General features: G+C 73.6%; 23 protein-coding genes. 18 read left to right on the top strand and 5 right to left on the bottom strand.

Features of this window, described 5'->3' with window-relative positions; translation table 11 throughout:
- Positions 1-46 precede the first annotated feature (46 nt).
- Entirely contained in the window at positions 47-673 is a 627-nt protein-coding gene (wrbA, locus tag SXIN_RS13655; RefSeq protein WP_019707645.1) for an NAD(P)H:quinone oxidoreductase, read from the bottom strand.
- 248 nt (positions 674-921) lie between these two features.
- Between wrbA and SXIN_RS13650 the strand changes: the two genes are divergently transcribed.
- Positions 922-2,091: a DedA family protein gene (locus SXIN_RS13650; protein WP_019707646.1), complete on the top strand. Its 1,170-nt coding sequence runs from the start codon at positions 922-924 to the stop codon at positions 2,089-2,091.
- Between the two features lie 115 nt (positions 2,092-2,206).
- Here the strand turns inward: SXIN_RS13650 and SXIN_RS13645 are convergent, their stop codons facing one another.
- On the bottom strand, positions 2,207-3,916 hold the full coding sequence (locus SXIN_RS13645) for a threonine/serine exporter family protein (protein WP_228429373.1): 1,710 nt from the start codon (positions 3,914-3,916) through the stop codon (positions 2,207-2,209).
- Between the two features lie 216 nt (positions 3,917-4,132).
- Complete coding sequence (locus SXIN_RS13640; RefSeq protein WP_019707647.1) at positions 4,133-4,627, bottom strand: inorganic diphosphatase; 495 nt, start codon at positions 4,625-4,627, stop codon at positions 4,133-4,135.
- Positions 4,628-4,815: 188 nt separating this feature from the next.
- On the opposite strand from SXIN_RS13640, the gene dacB reads away from it, so the two are divergent.
- The 11 genes from dacB to SXIN_RS13585 all read left to right on the top strand — a co-directional run bounded on the left by dacB (position 4,816) and on the right by SXIN_RS13585 (position 15,949).
- Positions 4,816-6,210 carry a D-alanyl-D-alanine carboxypeptidase/D-alanyl-D-alanine endopeptidase gene (gene dacB, locus SXIN_RS13635; RefSeq protein ID WP_050930697.1) on the top strand — a complete coding sequence of 465 codons (1,395 nt, stop codon included), beginning with the start codon at positions 4,816-4,818 and terminating at the stop codon, positions 6,208-6,210.
- A 128-nt stretch (positions 6,211-6,338) separates the two neighbouring features.
- Positions 6,339-7,478, top strand: a complete 1,140-nt coding sequence (locus SXIN_RS13630; RefSeq protein ID WP_019707649.1) for a zinc-dependent metalloprotease — start codon at positions 6,339-6,341, stop codon at positions 7,476-7,478.
- 286 nt (positions 7,479-7,764) lie between these two features.
- Positions 7,765-8,955 (top strand): tRNA lysidine(34) synthetase TilS, encoded by a 1,191-nt coding sequence (tilS, locus tag SXIN_RS13625; protein ID WP_095757043.1) that lies wholly within the window; start codon positions 7,765-7,767, stop codon positions 8,953-8,955.
- 96 nt (positions 8,956-9,051) lie between these two features.
- The gene (gene hpt / locus SXIN_RS13620) at positions 9,052-9,591 is read left to right on the top strand and encodes a hypoxanthine phosphoribosyltransferase (RefSeq protein ID WP_039820502.1); all 540 of its coding nucleotides are present in this window, start codon (positions 9,052-9,054) and stop codon (positions 9,589-9,591) included.
- A gap of 225 nt (positions 9,592-9,816) precedes the next feature.
- The gene (gene ftsH, locus SXIN_RS13615) at positions 9,817-11,844 is read left to right on the top strand and encodes an ATP-dependent zinc metalloprotease FtsH (RefSeq protein ID WP_019707652.1); all 2,028 of its coding nucleotides are present in this window, start codon (positions 9,817-9,819) and stop codon (positions 11,842-11,844) included.
- Positions 11,845-11,954: 110 nt separating this feature from the next.
- Positions 11,955-12,560 (top strand): GTP cyclohydrolase I FolE, encoded by a 606-nt coding sequence (gene folE / locus SXIN_RS13610; RefSeq protein WP_019707653.1) that lies wholly within the window; start codon positions 11,955-11,957, stop codon positions 12,558-12,560.
- 112 nt (positions 12,561-12,672) lie between these two features.
- On the top strand, positions 12,673-13,527 hold the full coding sequence (gene folP / locus SXIN_RS13605) for a dihydropteroate synthase (protein WP_095757042.1): 855 nt from the start codon (positions 12,673-12,675) through the stop codon (positions 13,525-13,527).
- Entirely contained in the window at positions 13,524-14,018 is a 495-nt protein-coding gene (locus SXIN_RS13600) for a nuclear transport factor 2 family protein (protein WP_039820499.1), read from the top strand. Before folP ends, SXIN_RS13600 begins: the two co-directional genes overlap by 4 nt.
- A gap of 407 nt (positions 14,019-14,425) precedes the next feature.
- Positions 14,426-14,785: a dihydroneopterin aldolase gene (gene folB / locus SXIN_RS13595; protein WP_019707654.1), complete on the top strand. Its 360-nt coding sequence runs from the start codon at positions 14,426-14,428 to the stop codon at positions 14,783-14,785.
- Positions 14,782-15,375 (top strand): 2-amino-4-hydroxy-6-hydroxymethyldihydropteridine diphosphokinase, encoded by a 594-nt coding sequence (gene folK, locus SXIN_RS13590; protein WP_019707655.1) that lies wholly within the window; start codon positions 14,782-14,784, stop codon positions 15,373-15,375. Before folB ends, folK begins: the two co-directional genes overlap by 4 nt.
- A gap of 82 nt (positions 15,376-15,457) precedes the next feature.
- On the top strand, positions 15,458-15,949 hold the full coding sequence (locus SXIN_RS13585) for a DUF3180 domain-containing protein (protein WP_039820501.1): 492 nt from the start codon (positions 15,458-15,460) through the stop codon (positions 15,947-15,949).
- A gap of 876 nt (positions 15,950-16,825) precedes the next feature.
- Here SXIN_RS13585 and SXIN_RS13580 read toward each other — a convergent pair.
- Positions 16,826-18,076 carry an ABC transporter ATP-binding protein gene (locus SXIN_RS13580; protein ID WP_095757041.1) on the bottom strand — a complete coding sequence of 417 codons (1,251 nt, stop codon included), beginning with the start codon at positions 18,074-18,076 and terminating at the stop codon, positions 16,826-16,828.
- A 265-nt stretch (positions 18,077-18,341) separates the two neighbouring features.
- Here SXIN_RS13580 and SXIN_RS13575 point away from each other — a divergent pair, with 265 nt between their 5' ends.
- The 4 genes from SXIN_RS13575 (at position 18,342) to SXIN_RS13560 (ending at position 22,508) form a co-directional block, all read left to right on the top strand.
- Complete coding sequence (locus SXIN_RS13575; protein ID WP_095757040.1) at positions 18,342-19,130, top strand: ABC transporter permease; 789 nt, start codon at positions 18,342-18,344, stop codon at positions 19,128-19,130.
- A 4-nt stretch (positions 19,131-19,134) separates the two neighbouring features.
- A complete protein-coding gene (locus SXIN_RS13570) occupies positions 19,135-19,884 on the top strand; it encodes an ABC transporter permease (RefSeq protein WP_095757039.1) in 750 nt (249 codons plus the stop codon).
- A 298-nt stretch (positions 19,885-20,182) separates the two neighbouring features.
- Positions 20,183-21,160: an ABC transporter substrate-binding protein gene (locus SXIN_RS13565; RefSeq protein WP_019707659.1), complete on the top strand. Its 978-nt coding sequence runs from the start codon at positions 20,183-20,185 to the stop codon at positions 21,158-21,160.
- Positions 21,161-21,224: 64 nt separating this feature from the next.
- Positions 21,225-22,508 (top strand): hypothetical protein, encoded by a 1,284-nt coding sequence (locus SXIN_RS13560; protein WP_095757038.1) that lies wholly within the window; start codon positions 21,225-21,227, stop codon positions 22,506-22,508.
- A gap of 284 nt (positions 22,509-22,792) precedes the next feature.
- Here the strand turns inward: SXIN_RS13560 and SXIN_RS13555 are convergent, their stop codons facing one another.
- Positions 22,793-23,935 carry an NADH-quinone oxidoreductase subunit D gene (locus SXIN_RS13555; protein WP_019707662.1) on the bottom strand — a complete coding sequence of 381 codons (1,143 nt, stop codon included), beginning with the start codon at positions 23,933-23,935 and terminating at the stop codon, positions 22,793-22,795.
- Between the two features lie 43 nt (positions 23,936-23,978).
- Here SXIN_RS13555 and SXIN_RS13550 point away from each other — a divergent pair, with 43 nt between their 5' ends.
- Positions 23,979-24,518: a PH domain-containing protein gene (locus SXIN_RS13550; RefSeq protein ID WP_019707663.1), complete on the top strand. Its 540-nt coding sequence runs from the start codon at positions 23,979-23,981 to the stop codon at positions 24,516-24,518.
- Positions 24,515-26,035, top strand: a complete 1,521-nt coding sequence (locus tag SXIN_RS13545) for a PH domain-containing protein (protein ID WP_095757037.1) — start codon at positions 24,515-24,517, stop codon at positions 26,033-26,035. Before SXIN_RS13550 ends, SXIN_RS13545 begins: the two co-directional genes overlap by 4 nt.
- The last annotated feature ends 3 nt before the right edge of the window (positions 26,036-26,038 follow it).

Genomic DNA, 26,038 nt, shown 5'->3' with positions numbered 1-26,038 from the left:
AGCCCGCCGGTCCCGGGCCGCCCCCGTCCGGTCGTCCCCCGTCCGGTCACCCTCCTTCCGCGGCGGCCCCGGCCTTGAGCGCCCGGGTGAGCCGCACCACCCGCTCGGCCTGCACCCGTGCGGCCCGCAGCGTGGTCTCGTCCACCGGGCTCTCCCCCTGGGCGTCCACGTGCGAGGTGCCGTACGGATTGCCGTCCGCGAACTTCGACGGATCGGTGTAGCCGGGGGCCACCACCACCCCGCCGAAGTGGTAGATCGTGTTGTAGAGCGCGAGCAGGGTGGACTCCTGGCCGCCGTGCAGCGTCGCCGACGAGGTGAAGCCGCTGTAGACCTTGTCGGCCAGCTTCCCCTCGGACCACAGCCCGCCGAGGCTGTCGAGGAACTGCTTGAGCTGCGAGGACACATTCCCGTAGCGGGTCGGGGTCCCGAAGATCACCGCGTCGGCCCAGACCATGTCGTCCGGTCCGGCCTCGGGGATGCCGGCCGTCGCATCGGCGTTCGCGGCCCACGCCGGGTTGGAGTCCACCGCGGCCCGGGGCGCGAGCTCGGCCACCCGGAGCAGCCGCACCTCGGCCCCCGCCTTCGCCGCGGTGTCCGCGATCTCCTTGGCGACGGTGGTGTTGGTCCCGGTGGACGAGTAGTAGATGACGGCCAGACGCACGGCACTGGTCATGGAACGGCTCCTCTCACGTGACGAACCCCCCTGATCAGAGGGCGGACATTACCGCCTGCCCGGCACACCGCCATGCAAGCCCGCACCGGTGTCCGCCTGCCCCGCACAGCGGGCCGGAACCCGGGTGGGGGCTCCGGAACCCCCCGCATTCACGGGGCGTTGGTAGCTTGGGAGGGCTGTACAGTCGCCCCACGAACCGCGCCCGGGCCCCGCTTGAGCCTGCGCCCCGAACCTGGAGTCTCCCCTTCGTGACCACCATCGCGCTCGGCCCCAGCTGGCTCGACCCGGACTATCTGATCCAGACCTTCGGCCTGATCGGCGTGCTGGCGATCGTGTTCGCCGAGTCGGGCCTGTTCTTCGGCTTCTTCCTGCCCGGTGACTCGCTGCTCTTCACCACCGGTCTGCTGGTGGCGACGGGCACGCTCAGCTATCCGCTCTGGCTGATCTGCACGCTCATCGTGGTGTCCGCGATCCTGGGGGACCAGGTCGGCTACCTCTTCGGACGCAAGGTCGGGCCCGCGCTGTTCAAGCGGCCGGACTCCCGGTTCTTCAAGCAGGAGAACGTCGAGAAGGCCCACGACTTCTTCGAGAAGTACGGCCCGAAGTCCCTGGTCCTGGCCCGCTTCGTACCGATCGTGCGGACGTTCACGCCGATCGTCGCCGGTGTGAGCCGGATGAACTACCGCTCGTTCATCACCTTCAACGTCATCGGCGGCGTGCTCTGGGGCGCCGGTGTGACGGTCCTCGGCTACTTCCTGGGCCAGATCGACTTCGTGCACACGCACATCGAGAAGATCCTCATCCTGATCGTGCTGCTCTCGGTGCTGCCCATCATCATCGAGGTGCTCCGGGCCCGCGCCCAGTCCCGCCGGGCCGTGCCCCTCCCCGACGAGCCGGCCCTGGTCCGTCCCGAGCCCGCGCCCGAGCCGCACGACGGCCCGGAGGCAGCGTTCGGACAGCCGGCGCAGCCCGCACCCGCGTACGGCGGGCAGCAGCCCTACGGTCAGCCGGGCCAGTACGGCCGGCCGGACCAGCAGGGGCAGCCCGGCCAGTACGGCCAGCAGCCCCAGCAGCACGGTCAGCAGGCGCCGCAGCCGTACGGTCAGCCGGATCAGTACGGGCAGCCGGGCCAGTACGGTCAGCAGCAGTACGGCCAGCAGCCGTACGGTCAGCCGGCGCCGGATCAGTACGGTCAGCAGCCGCCCCAGCAGTACGGGCAGCCGGGCCAGTACGGGCAGCAGCAGTACGGTCACCAGCAGTACGGGCAGCAGCCGCAGCCCTACGGCCGGCCGGACGAGTACGGCCGGCAGCAGCAGCCCTATGGCGGGCCGGATCAGTACGGCCGGCAGCCCGACGAGTACGGACAGCCGGCTCGATACGGCGAGCCCGGCCGGTACGGGCAGCCGGAGCAGCCCTGACGGCCGGGAGCGGGGCGGCCCGCCGGCCCTTCACCGCCGCGGCCCGCCGCCCGCTCCCCTCCGCGCCCGCCCGGTGGCCGGGACCTCCCCGACCGCCCGGCGGCCGGGACCCGGATCAGAATCCGCGGGTGCGCTTGGCCGCCCGCCGCTCGCCCGTCTCGGCCTCCACCGTCGGCCGCTTGAGGAAGAGCCGGGCCAGCTCGCCACCGAGGTTCACCCCGATGGCGATGGCCAGCGCCAGCGCCACGGCCTTCGTCAGCGAGCCGAGTCCCGCGTTGAGATCGCCCTGCGCGACGCCGAGCAGACCGAAGTAGGTCGCGCTACCGGGCAGCAGCGGCCCGATCGCGGCCGTGACGTACGGCAGCGCCGAGGCGTACCGGTAGCGGGACAGCAACTGCCCGAAGAGGCCCACCAGCCCGGCCGCCACAGCGGTCGCCGCCACCGGCGAGATCTCGCCGACGTCGTGCAGCGCGCCGTAGACGATCCAGGCGACGCCGCCGTTGAGGGTGGCCGCCAGCACGGTGGAACGTTCCTGCTGGAGCATGATGCAGAAGGCCAGCGCCAGCAGCATGGCCGCGACGATCTGGGTCACCGGCCGGTAGGCGCTGCCCAGTGACTCGTCCGGGCTGAGTTCGGCGCCCAGCTCCACGCCCACCACCAGGACCAGCAGCACCCCGGTCACGATGCCCACGATCAGGTACACGACCTCCAGCAGGCGGGCGGAGGCCGTGATGTAGTAGCCGGTCAGCCCGTCCTGCACCCCCGCGACCAGAGCCCGCCCCGGGATCAGCGCGAACAGGCCACCCGTGATCACCGCGGACGGTTTGACCTCCGCGTGCACCAGCACCAGCGTCACGCCCATCGCGGCGGGCGGCATCGCGGCCACCACGAACTGGTAGAACTCCGGCAGCCCGCGGCCCGAGGCCAGCCAGGCGAGCCGGTCGCCGAGCATGGCCCCGGCCGCCGCCGCGAGGAAGACGAGCCAGCCGCCGCCGACGAGGGTGCTCGCCGACCCCGACAGCAGCCCGCCGGCCAGGGTCAGCGCCCAGCCGGGGTAGGGGTGGCGGTTCCGGCGGATGTCGGCCAGCCGCCGGTACGCCTCCTCCAGCGTGATCTCGATGTCGTCCGAGGTGATGTCGTCCACCAGCCGGTAGACGGCCGACAGCCTGGTGTAGTCGGTCCCCCGGCGGCGCACCGTCCGGCTGGCCGTCACCGGGTCGTCCACCAGGGACGGCTGGTAGGTGACGGAGAGCAGGGTGAAGGTGACGGTCGGCTCGCAGCGGTCCAGCCCGTAGGCGTGCGCGACGCCGAACATCGCCGCCTCGACGTCCTCGGCTCCCTCGCCGCCCGCCAGCAGCAGTTCTCCGATCCGCAGCGAGATGTCCAGGACCCGGGGGACGGCGGGCCCCGATTCGTCCTCGTGGCGCTCCGCCCGCTCGGGCACCGGACGGTCGCCCACCGGCATCCGCAGCATGGTGCGCATCCGGTCCTGCCAGGGCTGTGCCTTGGACAGCCGGACGGCGGGTATGCCGTTCGGGGGAGTGAAGGCGGGGAAGGAGCTGGGCCGGTCCCGGCCGGCCGCCTCCGGCTGCCGCCCGCCCGGCGGCGCGAAGGCCGAGCCCTCGGGCTCGGGCGGCGGCTCCGGCGCCAGGCCCGTGGGGAGGGCGAACTCCGAGGTGGGGTGCTCCTCCTCCGGGGGTGGCGGCAGGGGGACGCCGAGCGGTGAGGTGAAGGCGCTGCGCGCCTCGTCGGACTGCGGTTTGCGGTTCTCGGGGTCCTCCCGCTCCGACCCGGGGGCACCGCCGTGCCGCTGGGCGTCCGCCACCACGTGCTCCGTTCCTCCTCGTAGAACTCGAATGCGTCCCGCGCCCCTCAGGCCACCATGGCGCATTCCCGGGGCGCTCGCCCGGTATGTCCCGTCCGCCGGGGCCGGGCAGCGAGCGGGCGGCGCACCGAGGAGTGCGCCGCCCGCCCGTACCACCGTCATACGGTGCCGCCGCGCCGGCGGGACCGTGGCCGGATCACTCCGGCGCGACCGTCGTCAGTGCGCCCCTCCGGAGGCCTCCAGGCGCTTGATCGACGCCTCGACCTCGGCCTCGGCCTCGGCGCGGCCCACCCAGTTGGCGCCCTCGACCGACTTGCCGGGCTCCAGGTCCTTGTAGACCTCGAAGAAGTGCTGGATCTCCAGGCGGTCGAACTCCGAGACATGGTGGATGTCGCGCAGGTGCTCGACGCGCGGGTCCGAGGCCGGCACGCACAGGAGCTTGTCGTCACCGCCCGCTTCGTCCGTCATCCGGAACATGCCGATCGCGCGGCACTTGATGAGACAGCCGGGGAAGGTCGGCTCGTCCAGGATGACCAGGGCGTCCAGCGGGTCGCCGTCCTCGCCGAGGGTGTTCTCGACGAACCCGTAGTCGGCCGGGTAACTCGTCGAGGTGAAGAGCCGGCGGTCCAGGCGGATACGGCCCGTCTCGTGGTCCACCTCGTACTTGTTGCGCGAACCCTTCGGGATCTCGATGGTGACGTCGAACTCCACGGGTGGCTCCTCCATGATCAGGCCATAATTCTGATGGTTAAGTGTCCCTTACGCGGGGGCGTGGGTGCGAAAGGGGCTGGTCCGAAGTGCCCGAGGCCGGATGGTGGCGGTACAGGTGGCCCGTCGGCGGGTGGTTGGCCCTGCCGCCGTGGCACCTGGCGGCGGGTTCCGCCGTACTCGGGCTCGTCATGGCGGCCGGAGCGGTGACCGCGGCCGGCCCATGGGACTCCGGACAGCGTACGGCCGAGCGGACCCGCGCGGCCCACTGGAACGGCGAGGGTGGTGAGCGTCACGATGGCCGGTCACCCGGTACGTCGGCCACGGACGAGTCGGCGCCCGCGGCCACCGCGGTCCTCGCCGCCCTCGGCGGCGCCGCCGGCTCGTCCGAAGCCGCCCCGCCGCCCACCGCGACGGGTCTGGAGGACGCCCTCACCCCGCTGCTGGAGGACCCGGCCCTGGGCTCGCTGAGCAGCACCGCGGTGGCCGACGCCGCCACCGGCGACCTGGTCCACGGCACCCGGGCGCACACCCCGGCGGTACCCGCCTCCACCATCAAGATCGCGACGGCGGTGGCCGCCCTCACCGCGCTCGGTCCCGACCACCGGCTGACCACCGAGGTCGTCACCGGCTCCGGCGACGGCGAGATCGTGCTGGTCGGCGGCGGCGACCCGACCCTCACCGCCCGCGGCTCCCGGCAGCCCGGCAACCCGGCGAGCCTGCGCGACCTGGCCGACCGCACCGCACACGCCCTCAAGGAGGACGGCGCCGGGAAGACCGTCCTGGCGTACGACACCTCGCGCTGGTCCGGACCCGACCGGCACCCCATAGGGCACAACGACAACATCGCCCCGGTCGTCCCGCTGAGCACCGACGCGGGCCGCCTCGACGACAGCCACCGCGGCCCGGCGCCCCGCTCCGCCGACCCCGCCGCCGACGCCGCGAAGACCTTCGCCGGCCTCCTCCGCGACCGCGGCGTCAAGGTCAAGGGAGAGCCCCGCCGCGCCAAGGCCGGAAAGGACGCCGAGCGGGTCGCCGCCGTCCGCTCCATGCCCGTCTCCGCCCTCGTCGAACGGGCCCTGACCAACAGCGACAACGACATCGCCGAGGCCCTCGCCCGGGAGACGGCGGTCGCCGACGGCAGGCCGGCGAGCTTCACCGGCGCGGAGAAGGCCGTACGGGACCGGCTCGCCGAGCTGGACCTGCCGCTCAAGGGCGCCCGGTTCGCCGACGGCAGCGGCCTCGACCGGGACGGCAGGATCTCCACGGCCCTCCTCGCCCAGCTGCTGGTCCGGGCCACCGACCCCGAGCGCCCCGAGCTCCGCCCGGTCCTCACCGGACTCCCCGTGGCCGGATTCAGCGGCACCCTCCGCAGCCGCTACGCGGACGCCTCCGCGGGCACCGGCATGGTCCGCGCCAAGACCGGCACCCTCACCGGCGTGAACGCCCTCGCCGGCACGGTCGTCGACGCCGACGGCCGGCTGCTGGCCTTCGCGTTCATCACGAACGGCAGCACCGACGCCCACGGTGCCCAGGCGGCCCTGGACCGCCTGGCCTCGGCCCTGGCCAACTGCGGCTGCCGCTGACCGCCCCGGCGCGGCCGGCCCCGCCCCGGCACGACAGGCCGCCGGGCCCCGGAGCCGCGCCAGCCGCCGGGCCGCACCCCCGACGTGCACTCCTCCCGCTCTCTCCGCGCGCCACGTACGGTGAAGTCATGACGAGTTTCGGCGGTGCCCAGATGGTCGACTGGAATCTCGCGGTCGCGACCGCGACCCGGCTGGTACGGCCGGGCCCCGAGGTGAGCCGTGACGAGGCACGCGCGGTCGTGTCCGAGCTGCGCCGGCACGCCCGTTCCTCCGAGGAACACGTGCGCGCCTTCACCCGGATGGCGGCTCCGTCCGCCGACGGTGTGGCGCCGGCCCCCGGCGGCGGCACCCCGGTCCTGGTCATCGACCGGCCGGGCTGGATCCGCGCCAATGTGGCCGGCTTCCGCGAGCTGCTGAAACCCCTGCTGGAGAAGGTCGAGGGCCGCCGGGCCGGCCGCCCCGGCGGAGCCGTGCTCAGCGCCGTGGGCTCCAAGGTGACCGGCATGGAGCTGGGGGCGCTGCTCTCCTTCCTCGCCTCCCGCGTCCTCGGCCAGTACGAGACCTTCGCCCCGCCCGGCCGCGACCTGCCCGCCGGGGCGAACGGCGGCCGGCTGCTCCTGGTCGCCCCGAACATCGTCCACGTCGAGCGCGAACTCGATGTCGAACCGCACGACTTCCGGCTCTGGGTCTGCCTGCACGAGGAGACCCACCGCACCCAGTTCTCGGCCGTCCCCTGGCTCAGCGACCACATCGAGGGCGAGATCCAGACCTTCCTCGCCGAGACCGACATCGACCCCGGCACCCTCCTGGAACGTGTCCGCGAGGCGGCCCAGTCCCTCGCCGGCGGCCGGACGGAGGGCGAGGCGGACGGCGGGCGCAGCTTCGTCGAACTGGTGCAGACCCCCGCCCAGCGGGAGGTCCTCGACCGCATCACCGCCGTGATGTCCCTGCTGGAGGGCCACGCCGACTTCGTCATGGACGGGGTCGGCCCGGACGTCGTCCCCTCCGTGGCCGAGATCCGCGAGAAGTTCCAGCAGCGCCGGGCGAGCGGCGCGGGACGGCTGGACCAGGCCCTGCGCAAGCTCCTCGGGCTCGACGCCAAGCTCCGCCAGTACCGCGACGGCGAGCGTTTCGTCCGGGCCGTGGTGAAGGACGTCGGCATGGACGGCTTCAACCGGGTGTGGACCTCGCCCAACACCCTGCCGACCAAGGCGGAGATCGCCGCCCCCGCCGAATGGGTCGCCCGGGTGCACCGCAAGGAGAGCTGACCCCGCGGGTCCGTCCCTCCCCGTCCGGCCCCGTCCGCGAGCACTTCCTCCGGTCCGGGGCCGATCCGGACCGGAGCCGGGGGCCGGGAGCCGAATGGAAGTCCTGCAGATCACCCGTCCGAGGGACCGTGCGACCCCGGAAGGCGTGCGATGCTCGGGTAATGGCTCGCCTCTGTCACCATCTACACACACAGTGTGACGGAAGGCCGAGTGCCGTCGGGCGGTCCACCGCCCCCGGTCCGCACGGCCCCCGAGACATCTCCCCCTGACAGGAAGGGAACCGGACATGGGTCCCCATCCAGCGGTCGCGGCGATACGCCTGGCGGTCCGCCGCACGCTCCACGACCTCCTCGCCGAGCTCGCCGGCGCCGGCACGCCCGGCACGTCTTCCCCGCCCGCCTCTCCCTCCGCCCCCTCGGCTCCCTCCTCCTCCGCGTCGCCCGCCGCCCTGCCCGCCGGACGCCCCGAGCCGTCCGGCCGCCCGGCCCCGAGCGCCCCCGGCGCCCCGCTGGTGCTCGCCGCCTGCAGCGGCGGCGCCGACTCCGTCGCGCTCGCCTCCGCGCTCGCCTTCGAGGCGCCCAAGCTGGGCATCCGTGCCGGCGGGGTCACCGTCGACCACCGCCTCCAGCCGGGCTCCGGAAAGCGCGCCGAGGAGGTCGCCGCGCGCCTGCGGGAACTCGGCCTCGACCCCGTCGAGACGGTCGCGGTCGACGTCGGCCGGTCCGGCGGCCCCGAGGCCGCCGCCCGCGACGCCCGCTACGCCGCCCTCGACTCCGTCGCGGACCGGTACGGCGCCCGCGCCGTCCTGCTCGGCCACACCCGCGACGACCAGGCCGAGACCGTTCTCCTCGGGCTCGCCCGCGGCTCCGGCATCCGCTCGCTCTCCGGCATGGCCGCCGTCTCCGGCAGGGACGGCCGCTACCGGCGCCCCTTCCTCCGGCTCGACCGGCAGACGGCGCGTACGGCCTGCCTCGCCCAGTCGCTGCCCGTCTGGGACGACCCGCACAACAGCGACCCCTCCTACACCCGCTCCCGGTTGCGCCACGAAGGGCTGCCCGCCCTGGAGAAATCCCTGGGCAAGGGCGTGATCGAGGCCCTCGCCAGAACCGCCCAGCTCTCCCGCGACGACGCCGACGCCCTGGACGTCTGGGCGGACGACGCCGAACGCTCCGTCCGGTCCGCCCCGGACGGCGGCACGGACGGCGGCCATGGCGGCGGCGATCCGGCCGGCGGCCTGGACGTCGCCAAGCTCGCCGTGCTGCCGCCGGCCATCCGCCGCCGGGTGCTGCGCCGCGCGGCCATCGCGGCCGGTTCGCCCGCGGGTTCGCTCTTCGCCCGGCACATCGAGGAAATGGACCGGCTGGTCACCGACTGGCACGGCCAGGGCGCACTCAACCTGCCCGGGCGCGTCGAGGTCCGCCGGCGGTGTGGCAATCTGGTCATCGGGCGGCGCGACCAGACCGCCGCCGAGCACTGAGCCGCCTCCCGACGCATCCTCCGGCCACCGCCGGGAACGAGTGCTGCCGGGACCGGGCCGTAACGACCGAGAGTGACGCGGGTGGACGACAAGGACATGGGCACCGACCTTCAGTCGGTGCTCATCACCAAGGAAGAGATCGACACCAAGCTGGCCGAGCTGGCCGCGGAGATCGACGCCGAGTACGCGGGCCGCGATCTGCTGATCGTCGGGGTGCTCAAGGGCGCGGTCATGGTGATGGCGGACCTGGCCCGGGCGCTGTCGACCCCCGTGACCATGGACTGGATGGCGGTCTCCTCATACGGAGCGGGCACCAAGTCCTCCGGCGTGGTCCGGATCCTCAAGGACCTGGACACCGACATCGCCGGCCGCGACGTCCTCATCGTCGAGGACATCATCGACTCCGGGCTCACCCTCTCCTGGCTGCTGTCCAACCTCAGCTCGCGCGGACCGGCCTCGCTGAACGTGTGCACGCTGCTGCGCAAGCCCGAGGCCGCCAAGGTCGACATCGACGTCAAATACGTCGGCTTCGACATCCCCAACGAGTTCGTCGTCGGCTACGGCCTCGACTACGCGGAGAAGTACCGCAACCTCCCCTTCGTCGGGACCCTGGCGCCGCACGTCTACGGCGGCTGAGCGGCCGGGAGCGCCCGGCGGGAACGCCGGGCGCCGTCGCGGCGTTGAGGTTTGTACGGACGGTGGTCATTCACCGCCCGGGCAGCGCCCGGGGCGGAAGCTGAGGTACCGTCCGAAGGCAAGTCTTCAACAGGTCGAGTAATTCACCGTACGCACGGCCGGCTCACCGCGAAGCCGGCGTGCCTCACTGTGGCAGGAGGGACGGGGCGCCCGCGCCCCGTATGGATGGACGTGAAGCGCTACTTCCGTGGGCCGGTCATGTGGATCGTGCTGGCCGTCCTCGCCGTGGTCGTGTTGATGCAGGTCGTCGGTTCGTCCGGCGGCTTCAAGACGGTGGACACCGGCCAGGTCGTCAACGCGATCGCCGACAACAAGGTCAAGTCCGCCGAGCTCACCACCGGCGACGAAAGCAAGATCAAGATCGAGCTCAAGGACGACGTCGAGATCGAGGGCAGCGACAAGCTGCAGGCGAGCTACATCGGCGATCAGGGCACCGAGCTCGCCAAGGACCTCCAGGCGAGGGTCAACGACGGCGACAAGAGCACGCTGCCGGACGGGTACACCGTCTCCCCGCAGTCGCAGAACGCCTTCGTCGGCGTCCTGCTCTCGCTCCTGCCCTTCGTCCTCATCGTGCTGGTCTTCCTCTTCCTGATGAACCAGATGCAGGGCGGCGGCTCCCGGGTCATGAACTTCGGGAAGTCCAAGGCCAAGCTGATCACCAAGGACACCCCGAAGACCACCTTCACCGACGTGGCCGGGGCCGACGAGGCGGTCGAGGAGCTCCACGAGATCAAGGAGTTCCTGCAGGAGCCGGCGAAGTTCCAGGCCGTCGGCGCCAAGATCCCCAAGGGCGTGCTGCTCTACGGCCCCCCCGGCACCGGCAAGACGCTGCTCGCGCGCGCCGTCGCCGGCGAGGCGGGCGTCCCGTTCTACTCGATCTCCGGCTCCGACTTCGTCGAGATGTTCGTCGGTGTCGGTGCCTCCCGGGTCCGGGACCTCTTCGAGCAGGCCAAGCAGAACGCCCCCGCGATCGTCTTCGTCGACGAGATCGACGCCGTCGGCCGGCACCGCGGCGCCGGTATGGGCGGCGGCCACGACGAGCGCGAGCAGACGCTCAACCAGCTGCTCGTCGAGATGGACGGCTTCGACGTGAAGGGCGGCGTCATCCTGATCGCCGCCACCAACCGGCCGGACATCCTCGACCCGGCGCTGCTCCGCCCGGGCCGCTTCGACCGGCAGATCGCCGTGGACCGGCCGGACATGCAGGGCCGGCTGGAGATCCTCAAGGTGCACCAGAAGGGCAAGCCGGTCGCGCCCGACGTGGACCTGCAGGCGGTCGCCCGCCGGACCCCCGGCTTCACCGGTGCCGACCTCAGCAACGTCCTCAACGAGGCCGCCCTGCTGACGGCCCGCAGTGACGCCAAGCTGATCGACAACCACTTCCTGGACGAGGCGATCGACCGTGTCGTGGCCGGACCGCAGAAGCGGACCCGGATCATGAGCGACAAGGAGAAGAAGATCACCGCGTACCACGAGGGCGGACACGCCCTGGTGGCGGCGGCCTCCCCGAACAGCGATCCGGTGCACAAGATCACGATCCTGTCGAGAGGCCGGGCCCTCGGCTACACCATGGTGCTGCCGGAGGAGGACAAGTACTCCACCACCCGCAACGAGATGCTCGACCAGCTCGCGTACATGCTGGGCGGCCGCGCCGCGGAGGAACTGGTCTTCCACGACCCGACCACCGGTGCCGCGAACGACATCGAGAAGGCCACCACCACGGCCCGCGCGATGGTCACCCAGTACGGCATGACCGAGCGGCTGGGCGCCATCAAGTTCGGCAGCGACAACTCCGAGCCCTTCGTCGGGCGTGAGATGGGCCACCAGCGCGACTACTCCGAAGAGGTCGCCGCGCTGGTCGACGAAGAGGTCAAGAAGCTCATCGAGACGGCGCACAACGAGGCCTGGGAGATCCTGGTCGAGAACCGCGACGTCCTGGACAACCTCGTGCTCCGGCTGCTGGAGAAGGAGACCCTGAACAAGGAGGAGATCGCCGAGATCTTCGCCCCGGTGGTCAAGCGCCCGGCCCGCCCCGCGTGGACCGGCTCCTCCCGCCGTACGCCCTCCACCCGGCCTCCGGTGCTCTCCCCCAAGGAGCTCACCATGGCCAACGGCTCCCAGTCGGCCGGTGCCTCCTCCAAGATCTCCACGGAGAAGGCCGAGCTGCCCGAGGAGACGCGTCCGGAGAGCTGAGCCGCCCGGTCCGGAATGAGTGCCGTGCCCTCCTGGGTTCTACCCTGGGAAGGCGCGGCATTCGTCGTACGAGCGTTCGTACGGCACGTACCAGGAAAACGAGGCACCACATGACCGACCCGGTGACGCTGAACAGCGGGCGCGCCGTCGGCGAGTTCGACGAGAAGCGGGCCGAGAACGCCGTCCGCGAGCTGCTCATCGCGGTCGGCGAGGACCCGGACCGCGAGGGGCTGCTGGAGACCCCGGCCCGGGTGGCCCGCGCGTACCGGGAGATCCTGGGCGGACTGCGGCAGGACCCGGAGGACGTCCTGACCACGACCTTCGACCTCGGCCACGACGAGCTGGTGCTGGTCAAGGACATCGAGATCGTCAGCCTCTGCGAGCACCACCTGCTGCCGTTCCACGGGGTCGCCCACGTGGGCTACATCCCGGCCGAGACCGGCAAGATCACTGGTCTGTCGAAGCTGGCCCGCCTGGTGGACGTGTTCGCCCGCCGGCCGCAGGTGCAGGAGCGGCTCACCACGCAGGTCGCCGATTCGCTGATGCGCATCCTGGAGGCGCGGGGCGCGATCGTCGTCATCGAGGCGGAGCACATGTGCATGTCGGTCCGCGGCATACGCAAGCCCGGGGCGAAGACCACCACCTCGGCCGTCCGCGGCCAGCTCCGCGACGCCACCACCCGCGCCGAGGCGATGAGCCTCATCCTCGCGCGCTGAGACCCGCGCCGGGGCGCGCCCCTCGCGGGACGGCGTCCGGATTCCGCCGGGAGCGCGCTCCGGCGCGGTGCCCCGGGCGGGACGCGGGCCGTCCGGGGCCTAAGGTGGAGGGATGAGGAGCTTGCGCGGCGTGGTGACCGGTCTGCCGGAGTGGGACCGCTGCGCGGTGATGGGCGTGGTGAACGTCACGCCCGACTCCTTCTCGGACGGCGGCCGGTGGTTCGACACCGGGGACGCGGTCAAGCGCGGCCTGGAGCTCGTCGCCGAGGGTGCCGATCTGGTCGATGTCGGCGGCGAGTCGACGCGGCCGGGGGCCTCCCGGGTGGACGAGGCGGAGGAACTGCGCCGGGTTCTCCCCGTGGTGCGCGGACTGGCCGCCGAGGGCGTGACCGTCAGCGTGGACACCATGCGGGCGTCGGTCGCGGAGCGGGCGGTGGCCGCCGGGGCGGCGCTGGTCAACGATGTGAGCGGCGGCCTCGCCGACCCGGCGATGGTGCCGGTGGTGGCCGAGGCGGGGGTGCCGTTCGTGGTGATGCACTGGCGCGGTTTCAGCCAGGACATGAACGCCCGTGCCGTCTACTCCGACGTGGTCCGCGAGGTCGCCGGCGAACTGCGGGAGCGGATGGACGCCGTGGTCGCCGGGGGCGTCGCGCCGGAACGGATCGTGATCGATCCCGGGCTGGGCTTCGCCAAACAGGCCGAGCACGATCTGGCCCTGCTCGCGGCCCTTCCCGAGCTGCGGAGCCTGGGCCGTCCGCTGCTGGTGGCGGCCTCCCGCAAACGCTTCCTCGGCCGGGTGCTGGCCGGCCCCGGCGGCAGCCCGCCGCCCGCCCGGGAACGGGACGCGGCCACCGCCGCCGTCTCCGCGATCTCGGCGCGCGAGGGCGCCTGGGCCGTACGGGTCCACGAGGTGCGGGCGACGGCCGACGCGGTGCGCGTGGCGCGCGCCGTCGAGGGGGCCGGGTGAGCAGGCCCGCCCGTAGCACCGACTACGAGCAGGTCGAGCAGGCCAACACGGCCCTCTACGAGGCCATGGAACAGGGCGACTTCGAGGCGCTCTCCGCGATGTGGCTCCCCGGGGACGTCAGTTGCGTGCACCCGGGGTGGCCGGTGCTGCGGGGCAGCGGCGAGGTGCTGCGCTCGTATGCGCTGATCATGGCGAACACCGAGTACATCCAGTTCTTCCTGACGGATGTCGAGGTGGAGATCGACGGCGACACCGCGCTGGTGACCTGCACCGAGAACATCCTCAGCGGCGGGCCGGCCGAGGAGGAGGGCGAGCTGGGGCCGCTGGTGGGCCAGCTCGTCGTGGCCACCAACGTCTTCCGCCGCACCGGTGACGGCTGGCGGATCTGGGCCCACCACGGCTCGCCGGTGCTGGCCGACACCGCGGGGGAGGACGGCGAGCCGGACGAGGACGAGGAGCCGGGCGGCGCGGGCGGCACCGGGCTCGTCTAGGTGTCCGGTCCGGTCAGCGCCGTGCGGGCGCAAGTGCGGGTGCCGAACGAGCGCCGTACGGGTGCCTTACGGGAGAAGTGTCCCGTGTTCACCCGGGCTTCCCGCACGCTTCCCTGAAGGGTGTCCCAGTTCACCCGTTCGAGTCGCGCGGTGGCCGGGTAAGGGGTGAGAGCGTGGGTCGCGGACCCCGGCGGGTCCGGCGGCGCCCAGCTCGGCCGAGCCGCGCTCCCGGTGGCACCGTGGCACACGCGGGCACGGCCCGGGACGGGTGCTGTCGGTGGCCGCCGGTAGGTTCGTTCCATCAGCGCGGCGCACCGGTCCCGGAGCGGGGCGGGGCCGCGGGGGACACCTGCGGCAGACTCCGCCCGGCGTCCGTCCATCCGTAACCGACAGCGGGAGTGACAGTCGTGGACCGAGTCGCGCTGCGCGGCCTCAGGGCGCGCGGACACCACGGGGTCTTCCCCGAGGAGCGGGAGAAGGGCCAGGTCTTCGTCGTGGACCTCGTCCTGGGCCTGGACACCCGCCCCGCGGCGGCCGCCGACGACCTCACGCTGACGGTGCACTACGGCGTCGTGGCCGAGGAAGCCGTCGCCGTGATCCAGGGTGAGCCGGTCGAGCTGATCGAGACGCTCGCCGAGCGGATCGCGGAGCGCTGCCTCCGGCACGAGCCGGTACGGGAGGTGGAGGTGGTCGTCCACAAGCCGGACGCGCCGATCACCGTGCCCTTCGACGACGTGACCATCACCATTACCCGGAGCCGCCCATGACCACGAGCGACCCGACCGTGCAGCCCGTCCCCGCCTCGGTGGCCGACTGGGTGGACGCGGCGGACACGACGCTCTCCAACCCGCAGCGGGCCGTGATCGCTCTCGGCAGCAATCTCGGCAACCGCCTGGAGACCCTGCAGGGAGCGGTCGACGCGCTGGAGGACACCCCCGGTGTCCGGGTCAAGGCGGTCTCCCCGGTCTACGAGACGGAGCCCTGGGGCGTGGATCCCGGCACCCAGCCGTCCTACTTCAACGCCGTGGTGCTGGTGCGGACGACCTTGCCGCCGGGCTCCCTGCTGGAGCGGGCCCACGCCGTCGAGGAGGCGTTCGAGCGGGTGCGCGACGAACGCTGGGGCCCCCGGACGCTGGACGTCGACATCGTCGCCTACCAGGGCGTCCTCTCGGACGACCCGGCGCTCACGCTGCCGCATCCGCGGGTCCACGAGCGCGCTTTCGTGCTGGCGCCGTGGCACGACGTCGACCCGGCCGCGGAGGTGCCCGGCCACGGCCCCGTGGCGGAGCTGCTGGACGAGGTCCCCGGCCAGGGGGTGGAGCGGCGGGCGGACCTGGAACTCCGACTGCCCGAGTAGCCGTTACCCTCGTGTCCACCTCCGGTGACCCGTGGTGCGGGGGTCGGTTCCCGTCCATCAGGAAGAGCGAGGCGAGCACTCGGTGAGGCAACTTCGGATCAGAGTGCTGGGCGGGATCTTCGCCGTCGCCGGTGTGCTGGCCTGGGCGGTGGCCGGTCTCTGGGACGCCTTCGGCTCGCTGCCGGGCGTGCCCTTCGCCGCCCCCGTGGTGCTGGCGGCCATCGCCGCCGTCCTCGCGGCCACCGCGCTGTCGCTGCGGAGCCGGCTGAAGGCCCAGCGGGAGCGGCAGCCGGGCGCGAAGGGCGTCGACCCGATGGTCGCAGCCCGGGCGGTGGTCTTCGGCCAGGCGAGCGCGCTGGTCGCCGCCCCGGTCGCCGGGATGTACGGCGGTGTCGGGGTCTTCCTGCTGGTGAACGGCCTGGACGGCGGCAGCCGCGGCGACCAGGCCCTCTACGCCGGCCTCGCCGTCCTGGCGGGGCTGGCCGTGGTGGCGGCGGGCCTGCTGCTGGAACGGGTCTGCAAGCTCCCCGAGGACGAGGACGACGAGGGCGGCCCGGGAACGGCCCCGGCATAACGGTCCCGGCGTAGCGGCCCGGGTGCAACGGCCCCCGGGGGCTCGGGCCGCCGCCCGGTGACGGCCGGCGGAGGCCACCGCCGTCGCGGCACTCCGCCGTCGCTCCGGTCCGGTGACCCGTCGGACCGGGCGCGACCCCGTCGGGGAGGGAGCCTCAGCCGGAGTCTCCACGGTTCAGCGGCGGCGCGTGGTGTGCGGAGCCGGCTCGTGCGCCGCGCCGCACCGTCCCCGGTGCCGGCTCCTCCCGAGCCGCGCGGCCCGGAGCTGCGCTTCTCGGCGAAGAAGACGGCCGGATACCCCTTCACGGGCCGGGTCGTGTCGGCGCGGGTGACCCCGGACATCCCGCCGAAGGTCCCCTTCGCCGTTCCGGCCCGGTCCGGTCCGGTACCACGTTATGTGGAGGTCGTGGTCAAGCTGAGGGCGGCCGAGGCCGGGCGGCAGACGACCGCTCCGCTGGACCGGGAGCAGGCGGCGTGGCCGCGGGAGCGGTTCGGCCATGTGAGCCGGGCGCTTCCCGCCGATCTCCGTCCCCAGCTCCAGGAGATCCGGGTTCTCGCCCGCGAGGTCGGCGTGACGGACCTCGGGCAGGGCAGCAGTGTGTCGGTCGCCGCAGCCGCCGGGCTGCACCGCAGGACGGCGGCGCGGGCCGAGGGCGGTCCTGCGCAGGACGGTCGGAGCGGGGTCGCTCAGGAAGGTCCGGCGCGGGGCGGACGAACTCAGGGCGGTCCGGGCAGCCGGGTTCCGCCGCCCGCCGCGCCGAGGACGGGGCATCAACTTCCGCCGCAGCACGGCCGCCCGTCCGGCTGCATCCCGGCCGCCCGGTGCTGCGGCCGTCGGCTCCCGGTCCTCGGCGTGGCCCGGGCGGGGAGGCCGGGGTCAGCTGTCGGGAACGGTCTCCACGGTGACCTCGGTGCGGGCGAGCGCGTTCGCGTCCGCGCCGATCGAGCGGCGCAGGGCCTCGTGGAGGCGGGCCGGGGTGAGGACGCCCAGGAAGTGGTCGCCGTCCAGCACCGCGATCCAGCCGGCGTCGTGCTGGAGCATGGTGGCGAACGCCTGCTTGAGCGAGGAGCCGACCGGAAGCCACGCCTCCATCCGGCGGGTGTGGTGCCGGACGGTGTTGCCGGCCCCGGCGGCCCCGGCGGTACCCCTCACGGCGCTCCCCTGCCCGGCCCCGGAGCCGGTGCCCGGGCCGGTGGGGTTGGCTCCGGCGGCGGCTCCGGCGCGGGCCGCGTCGGCCGGCAGCCAGCCGTGGAGCCGTCCCGCGTCGTCCAGGACGACCGCCCAGCGCGCCCCCTCCGCCGTCAGCCGGCGCACGGCCGAGCCGAGCGGGTCGTCGAGGCGGACCACGGGCGGCCGCTCCAGGTCGCCCGCTTCGACGGGGGTGACCGAGAGCCGCTTCAGACCGCGGTCCGCGCCCACGAAGCCGGCGACGTACTCGGTGGCCGGGGCGCCCAGCACGGCGGCCGGGGCGTCGAACTGCTCGATGGTCCCCTGCCCGTAGACCGCGATGCGGTCGCCGAGACGGACGGCCTCCTCCAGGTCGTGGGTGACGAAGAGAACCGTTTTGCGCAGCGTCGCCTGGAGCTTCAGGAACTCGTTCTGCAGCCGCTCGCGGACCACCGGGTCGACGGCTCCGAACGGCTCGTCCATCAGCAGGACGGGCGGGTCGGCGGCCAGCGCGCGGGCGACTCCGACGCGCTGGCGCTGCCCGCCGGAGAGCTGGTCGGGATAGCGGTCGCCGTACACGGCCGGGTCCAGGCCGACGAGGTCGAGGAGTTCGGCGGCGCGCTCGCGGACCGCCTTCCGGGGCCGGCCCAGCAGGCGCGGCACGGTGGCGGTGTTGTCGAGGACGGTGCGGTGCGGGAAGAGGCCGACCTGCTGGATGACGTAGCCGATGCGGCGGCGCAGCCGTACCGGGTCGGCCGCGGCGATGTCCTCGCCGTCCAGCAGGATCCGGCCGGAGGTGGGCTCGATCAGCCGGTTGACCATCTTCATCGTGGTCGTCTTGCCACAGCCCGACGGACCGACGAGGGTGACGAGTTCACCCTCCGCGACCTCGAAGGAGAGATCGTTCACGGCGGTCGTGCCGTCGGGATAACGCTTGGTCACCTGCTCGAAGCGGATCAAGGGTCCCCCCCGGGACGACGGCTCCGGCTCCTCCGGCCGGGCGCGGGCGCCCGTGACCGGATCCGGCGGCCCACGATACCGGCGCGCCACCGTTTCCCGGGGAGTTGTCCGACCCGGGGGATAGGGTCGCCGCACAGTGAGCATGAGAAGAGCGTGACGCGGGACCACGCAAGGGCAGCACGGGCACCACGGGGACGGGCAGGCGGAGAAGCGCGGAAGGAAGCGCGGAGGGAACGGCTGACAACGCATCGCGAGGGGGACGGTCGTGAGCGGGCAGAGCTGTCTGAGGGCGAACGAATGGATCTGCGGGGAGTATCTCCGCACGCGCTCGCAGGAGTTGCTGGACGCCACCGCGCAGCATGTGCTGATCGCGCTCTCCTCGGTGGTGATCGGGCTGCTGGCCGCCTTTCCGCTGGCGCTGCTGGTCCGCCGGTGGCGCGGGCTGGCCGGCCCGGTGCTGGGGCTGACGACCGTCCTCTACACGGTTCCGTCGCTCGCCATGTTCGCCCTGCTGATGCCGGTGTTCGGGCTGTCGGCCTCGGTGGTGGTGACGGGGCTCGCCCTGTACTCGCTGACGGTGCTGGTGCGGAACATCCTGGCCGGACTCGACGCCGTCCCGGCCGGCACGCGTGAGGCGGCGCGCGGGATGGGATACGGCCCGGCCCGGCTGCTGTTCGAGGTGGAGATACCGCTCGCGCTGCCCGCGCTGATGGCCGGGCTGCGGATCGCCGCGGTCTCCGCCGTGTCGCTGACGACGGTCGGCGCGATCGTCGGCCACGGCGGTCTGGGCAATCTCCTCTACGCGGGCCTGGACAGCTTCTTCCGGGCCCAGGTGCTGACCGCCTCGGTGATCTGTGTGCTGCTGGCCGTGCTGGCGGATCTGCTGCTGCTCGGGGCGCAGCGGCTGCTGACGCCCTGGACGCGGCACATACGGTCCGCCCGGGCGTCCGCACGGCCCGGTGGCGCGGGGCCGGGTGGCGCCGGGCCCTCCTCCCCTCGGGCGGCCGCTCCGGTGTCCGGTCCTCCCGCCGCCCCGGCGGCGAAGGCGGGCTGAGCGCATGGGCGTGCTGGCGGAAGCCTGGAACTGGCTGGCCACGGAGGCGCATTGGGCCGGCGGCACGGGCGCGGGGCGGCGGCTCACCGAGCACCTGTGGCTGACGGCGGTCAGCCTCGGGCTCGCCTGCGCCGTCGCGCTGCCCGTGGCGCTGTACCTGGGGCACCGGGGGCGGGGCGGAGCGCTGGCCGTCAACATCTCCAACGCGGGGCGGGCGGTGCCGACGTTCGCGGTGCTGGTCCTGCTCACGCTCACCCCGCTGGGCCGCCACGGCGACCTGCCGACGGTCATCGCGCTGGTGCTGTTCGCGGTGCCGCCGCTGCTGACCAACGCCTACGTCGGGATGCGCGAGGCGGACCGGGACGTCGTGGAGGCCGCGCGGGGCATGGGGATGTCCGGCGGCCAGGTCTTCGCCCGGGTCGAACTCCCGCTGGCCTTCGCACTGATCATGACGGGGGTGCGGTCGGCGGCGATCCAGGTCGTCGCCACGGCCACCCTCGCCGGGCTGGTGGGCGGCGGCGGCCTGGGCCGGATCATCACGGCGGGGTTCAACACCTACAGCACCCCGCAGGTGGTGGCCGGGGCGCTGCTGGTCGCCGCGCTGGCGCTGGCCGTCGAGGCGCTGTTCGCGCTGGCGCAGTGGCTGCTCGATCCGATCCGGCGCAGGGGCTCCGCGGCCGCCCGGGGCGGCGCGGGAGGCCGGTCCGGAGCCCGGGGCGGCGGTACGGGTCTCCGTACCCGGGTGGCGCCATGACCGGGGGTGCGCCGCCTCCGGCCCCGGCGTCGGGTGCGCCGGTGTCCGGGGGTTCGCGCCGGCACCCGGGCCACGGGCCGTCGCCGTCCGGCCCCTCGGTCCCGCCCCCTCGCGGCACCCGTCCCCCGGTCCCGTTCCGGCGGTCCGGGCCCCGCCCGCTGTCCCGTGGACCGGCCCGCGCGGCGGTCTCCCGGCCGTCCACCGGGCCCGTACGCCGATCACCACGCTTCCGTGTCCCCCTCCCCACTCCGTCCCCCATCTCCTCCCCGTCCCCCCGAACGAGCAGGAAGGTCTTCCGATGACCCGAATCGCGCACTCCGTCCGCTTCCGCCGAGTCCTCTCCGCGGCCGCCGGCCTCGCCGTCCTGACCGTGGGGGCGACCGGCTGCGGAGGCGGGAGCCTGGAGGAGAAGGGCGGCGGTGGAACCGGTGATTCCGACAAGGGCTCGCTGGTCATCGGCTCGGCCGGCTTCACGGAATCCGAGCTGATGGCCGAGTTGTACGCGGCGCTGCTGGCCGATGCCGGTTACGACACCACGGTCAAGACGCTCAAAAACCGGGAGTTGTACGAACCGGCGCTGGAGAAGGGCGAGATCGATGTCGTGCCGGAATACGCGGCCACGCTCGCCGAATTCCTCAACGCCAAGGAGAACGGCCCGAAAGCCGAGCCCGTCGCCTCCAACGACGTCGGCGAGACCGTCGCCGCGCTGAAGAAGCTCGCCGGGCCGCGCGGTCTGAAGGTACTCCGTGCGGGTGAAGCCGTGGACCAGAACGCCTTCGCCGTCACGGAGGAATTCGCGGAGCGGAACGATCTTGAGACGCTCTCCGATCTGGGAGCCTCCGGGAAGCCCGTCAGGCTGGCCGCGGGCGACGAGTGCGACATCCGCCCGTTCTGCCGGCCCGGTCTGGAGAAGACCTACGGCATCGACATCACCGCCGTCGATCCCAAGGGCGTCGGCACCCCGCAGGCCAAGCAGGCGGTCAAGGACGGCACCGACCAGATGGTGCTGACCACGACCACCGACGCCACGCTGGAGGAATTCGGGCTGGTCCTGCTCGCCGACGACAAGGGACTCCAGAACGCCGACAATGTGCTCCCCGTGGTGAACGCCGAGGACGCCGGCGGCAAGGACATCGAGACGGCGCTCGGCCGGCTCACCGACACCCTCTCCACCCGCGATCTCGTCGAACTCAATCGCCGGGTCGACGCGGACCGGGAGAAGCCCGCGGATGTGGCGGCCGACTACCTCGAGTCCAAAGGACTGCTTGACACGTAACCGGCGGAAAACAGATTGTCGTCGTGGTCCCCATCTACGTCAGGCGCACGGTAAGTTTCTGGCCATGCCACGTGGACGCCACCGCCATTCGCCACCCCTGCACCGGCTTCTGCCCCCGTCGACCGTCATCGGTGTCTCGGCCGCCTGTGCCGTCGGCGCCCTGCTCACCGACGATCCGGTGGGGCTCCGGCTGCTGGTGGTGGCCGCGGCGGCCGCCGCCGTCACCGGCGCGGTGCTCATGCGCGCCTGGGACCGGGCCGCCGGCAAGCAGGTCGCCGACCTCCACCGGGCCCGCACGCGCGACGAGTGGCGCGCCGAGGAGCGGATCGCCGAACTGGAGTCGGACGTCGAGGAGTTCCGCGAGCTCCGCGGGGAGCTGGAGGCCAAGCTGCGCGCCAAGCGCACCGAACTGGCCCGGCTCCGCAACGAACACGCCGGACTGCTGCGCCGCTACGCCACCGCGGAGACCGAACGGGCCAGCGCCCTGGAGGGCCGCCGCCTGCTCGCGATCGAGTCCGGGCCCGCCAGGCCCGCCCTCGGCGGCGACGGCACCCCGACACCGGCGGCCTACCTCCGGGCCTCCGAGGCGCTGCGGCGGCTGGCCCGCAACGGTGCCCGCCAGCAGGCCGAGCGCACGGTCACGGCCGCCCGCAGGCGGGAGGCCGAGCAGGCCGGCCGCGGTGAGGCGGACGAGCCCCGGGGGAAGCACGCGGCGGCCGCCGGGAGCGACGGCGGTGACCGCACGGCCGCCGACCCCAGCACCCCCGCGCCGCGCGAGCAGCACACGATGCCGGCCGCGGCGGCCGTGGTGCCGTACGAGCCCCGGCGCGGCAGCGCACCGCGCACCGAAGGCGGTTTCGACTTCTTCGGTACGCAGTCCGAGCGGGCCGCGCGGCAGCGCCCGGAGCTGACGGCCGTCGCCCCGGAAGAGGACCTGGCCGATGTGGTCGGCGCCGAGGCGCTCGCCGAGCACGAGGCCCGGCAGGGGCAGGACGGGCCGAGCGAGCCGGCGGGGCAGGACGAGCGGCCCGCGCAGCGCGACGACGGCTCCCCGCGGGCCGGCGGGTCCGGACGGCCGCAGCCGGCGAAGCGGACCCGGCAGACGCCTTCGCGGGGCAAGCGCACCGGGCAGCGGGACGAGCCGCGTTCCGGGCAGAGCCGCGGACCGCAGCCGCTCTCCCGGAAGCAGCAGTCCGAGCGACGGCAGCCGCCGCGGCAGACAGGCCCGGCGTCCGCGACCCCGGAGTCCGAGGAGCCGGAGCATGCGCAGAACGAGGTCATCGACCTGACCGAGCACGACGAGACCGAACAGCTCAACCTCAGCGAGCTGCGCGCCCACTCCTCCTGACCGCCGTACCGGCGCCCCGCACCGGTGAGCCCTCGCCGGGCTCCGCACGGACCGCGCCGCACGGACCACACCGGCATCACCGCCGCCCCGACGCTCCCGTCGGGGCGGCGGTGCCATGTGACGGCGGGCGGCACCGGAGGACCGAGCGGCCGGGCAGCCGGACGTACGGACGTACGGACGGACGGAGGAGTGTCCTTGTGCGGTCCGGTCCGGGGACGCAGCCGGCCCACCCGGCCGCCGCAGCGCAGCCCGCCGGGAGACGGGCCCCGCCCGCCCGGACCCCGTTACTTGTCGACGTCGCCGACGACGAAGAAGAGCGACCCCAGGATCGCCACCATGTCCGCGACCAGCGTCCCCGGCAGCAGTTCGGCCAGCGCCTGGATGTTGTTGAACGAGGCCGAGCGCAGCTTCAGCCGGTACGGCGTCTTCTCGCCCTTCGACACCAGGTAGTAGCCGTTCAGCCCGAGCGGGTTCTCCGTCCAGGCGTAGGTGTGCCCCTCGGGCGCCTTGAGCACCTTCGGCAGCCGCAGGTTGACCGGTCCGGGCGGCAGTGCGGCGAGCCGGTCCAGACAGGCGTCGGCCAGGTCCAGCGCGACATGGGTCTGCTCCAGCAGGCATTCGAAGCGGGCCAGGCAGTCGCCCTCGTCACGGGTGACCACCTTCAGCACGTCGCCCAGCTTGCCGTAGGCCAGATACGGCTCGTCGCGGCGCAGGTCGAAGTCGACCCCGGAGGCGCGCGCGATGGGCCCGCTGATCCCGTAGGCGTGCACCGCCTCCGGCGACAGCACGCCCACGCCGCGGGTGCGGCCGCGGAAGATCTCGTTGCCGAGCACCAGGTTGTCGTAGTCGCTCATCCGGGACCGCACGGAGGCCACGGCCTGCCGGACCCGGCCGGTCCAGCCCGCGGGCAGATCCTCCTTGAGCCCGCCGACCCGGTTGAACATGTAGTGCATCCGGCCGCCGGAGATCTCCTCCATGACGGCCTGCAGGTCCTCGCGCTCCCGGAAGGCGTAGAACACCGGTGTGATCCCGCCGAGTTCGAGCGGGTACGAGCCGAGGAACATCAGATGGTTCAGCACCCGGTTCAGCTCGGCGAGCAGGGTCCGCGTCCACACGGCCCGCTCGGGCACCTCCATGCCGAGCATGCGCTCGACGGCGAGCACCACGCCCAGCTCGTTCGAGAAGGCCGAGAGCCAGTCGTGCCGGTTGGCGAGCACGATGATCTGGCGGTAGTCGCGCGCCTCGAACAGTTTCTCCGCGCCCCGGTGCATATAGCCGACGACCGGCTCGGCGGAGAGGATGCGCTCCCCGTCCAGCACGATCCGCAGGCGCAGCACGCCGTGCGTGGACGGATGCTGCGGGCCGATGTTGAGCACCATGTCCGTGCTCTCCGCCGCGCCGCCGATCCCGACTGTCGTCTCCGTCATGGGAGACAGTCTGGCAGTTGCGGAGTCCGCCTACGCTGGGGGCATGGACACGGGGACGGACACGGCCGGTGACACGAGCGCGGACGGCGGCACCGCGGGCGACGGCACGGCGGCCGGCATCGACGCCGACTGGACTCCGCTGCCGCGCGGACTGCTGCGGCTGCGCCGCTTCGTCCTCGCGGCGACGGTGCCCGTACTGACCGCCGGCCTGGGCGCGCTGCTGTGGTTCACCGCCGGGCCCGTCTGGGCCCTCTTCGCCGTGCCGCCGGCGCTCCTCGGAGGCTGGGGCTGGTGGCTGCTGGAGCGCAACTGGCGCTCCTGGCGGTACGCCGAGCGGGCCGACGACCTGCTGATCAGCCGGGGGGTGCTGTGGCGGGAGCTGACCGTGGTGCCGTACGGGCGGATGCAGCTCGTGGAGGTCACCTCCGGGCCGCTGGAACGGCACTTCGGTCTGGCGAGCGTGCAGCTGCACACCGCCGCGGCCGCCTCCGACGCCCGTATCCCCGGTCTGCTGCCGTCGGAGGCCGCCCGGCTGCGCGACCGGCTCACCGAACTCGGCCAGGCCCGATCGGCGGGGCTGTGACCGGCGCGGGGCCCGGCACCGAACGGAACGGCGGCGGGGCGGGCCCGGGGCGGGACCCGGAGCCCGGCACCGGTGCGGGGAAGCCCGCTGCCCCGCCGGACGCGGACCCGGCCGCCGCTCCCGGGGACCGGGCCGCCCGGCCCCCGTCCGCCGGCCCGGCCACCGAAGCCGCGCCCGCCTCCGGCACCGGCGCCGCCCCCGCCTTCGGCCGCGGTGCCCCCGGCGAGCGCCGGCTCCACCCCGTCACCCCGCTGCGCCGCGCCTGGGCGCCGATCGCCATCGCCGTCGGGTGGGTGATCCACGATCTCGACCAGGCGCAGAAGTGGATCGACGCGCTGACCCTCACCCACGCCCTCCTCGGCCTGCTGGTGATCATCCCGGCCGCGGCCGCGTACGGCTTCCTCAGCTGGTGGTTCACCCACTTCTCCGTGACCGACACCGAACTGCGCATCCGTACCGGCCTGTTGTTCCGGCGCACCGCGCACATCCGGCTCGACCGGCTCCAGGCCGTGGACGTCACGCAGCCACTGCTGGCCCGCGTCATCGGCGTCGCCAAGCTCAAGCTCGACGTCCTGGGCACCGACGCCAAGGACGAACTGGCGTTCCTGAGCAACCAGGAGGCGCGGGAGCTCCGCGCCGAGCTGCTGGCCCGTGCGGCGGGCATCGCCCCGGAGTCCGCGCGGGACGTCGGCGAGGCGCCCGCGCGGCAGCTCGCGCGGGTCCACCCCCGGACCCTCGCCGTGGCGATCCTGCTGCTCGCCGGGGTCTGGGCGGGCCTCGCCGCCGCGGCCGGCGTCACGGCGGTCGTCTGGGCGCTCAGCGGCAGCCCCTGGCCTGCTCTGGCGGCGGCGATTCCGTCGATGGGCGCCTTCTGGGCGGCGAGCGCGGGCCGGTACATCACCGAGTACGACTGGACGGTGGGCGAGTCCCCGGACGGGCTCCGGCTCGACCACGGGCTCCTCGACCGGGCGCACGAGACGGTGCCGCCGGGGCGCGTGCAGACCGTGCGGATCGTCGAACCGCTGCTGTGGCGGCGGCGCGGCTGGGTCCGCGTCGAACTGGACGTCGCCGGTTCGAAGAACACCGTGCTGCTGCCCGTGGCGGACCGGGACACGGCCGGCATGGTGATCGCGCGCGTGCTGCCGGGGGTGGACGTACGGGCGGTCGCCGGCGCGATGCGTCCGGTACCGCGCCGGGCGCGCTGGTGCGTGCCGCTGTGGTGGCGGGGCTACGGATTCACGGCCGAGGGGCCGGTGTTCGCGGCCCGGCACGGACTGGTGAGCCGCACGCTGTCGCTCGTCCCGCACGCGAAGGTGCAGAGCGTACGGCTCCGCCAGGGGCCGTGGACGCGGGCGCGCGGGCTGGCCGACGTCACCGTGGACACCGGTGCCAACAAGTCGGTGACGGCCCGGCTCCGGGACGCCGCCGAGGCGCGGGCCGTGACCCGGGCCCAGGCCGACCGCTCCCGGACGGGCCGCCGCGAGGCCCTGCCGGACCGCTGGATGACGGGCCGCTGACGG

This window comes from Streptomyces xinghaiensis S187 (genome assembly GCF_000220705.2).
GTDB classification, from domain to species: Bacteria; Actinomycetota; Actinomycetes; order Streptomycetales; family Streptomycetaceae; genus Streptomyces; species Streptomyces xinghaiensis.
Note: the sequence above shows the minus strand (reverse complement) of the source record. Positions and strands in the feature narration are given on the sequence as shown.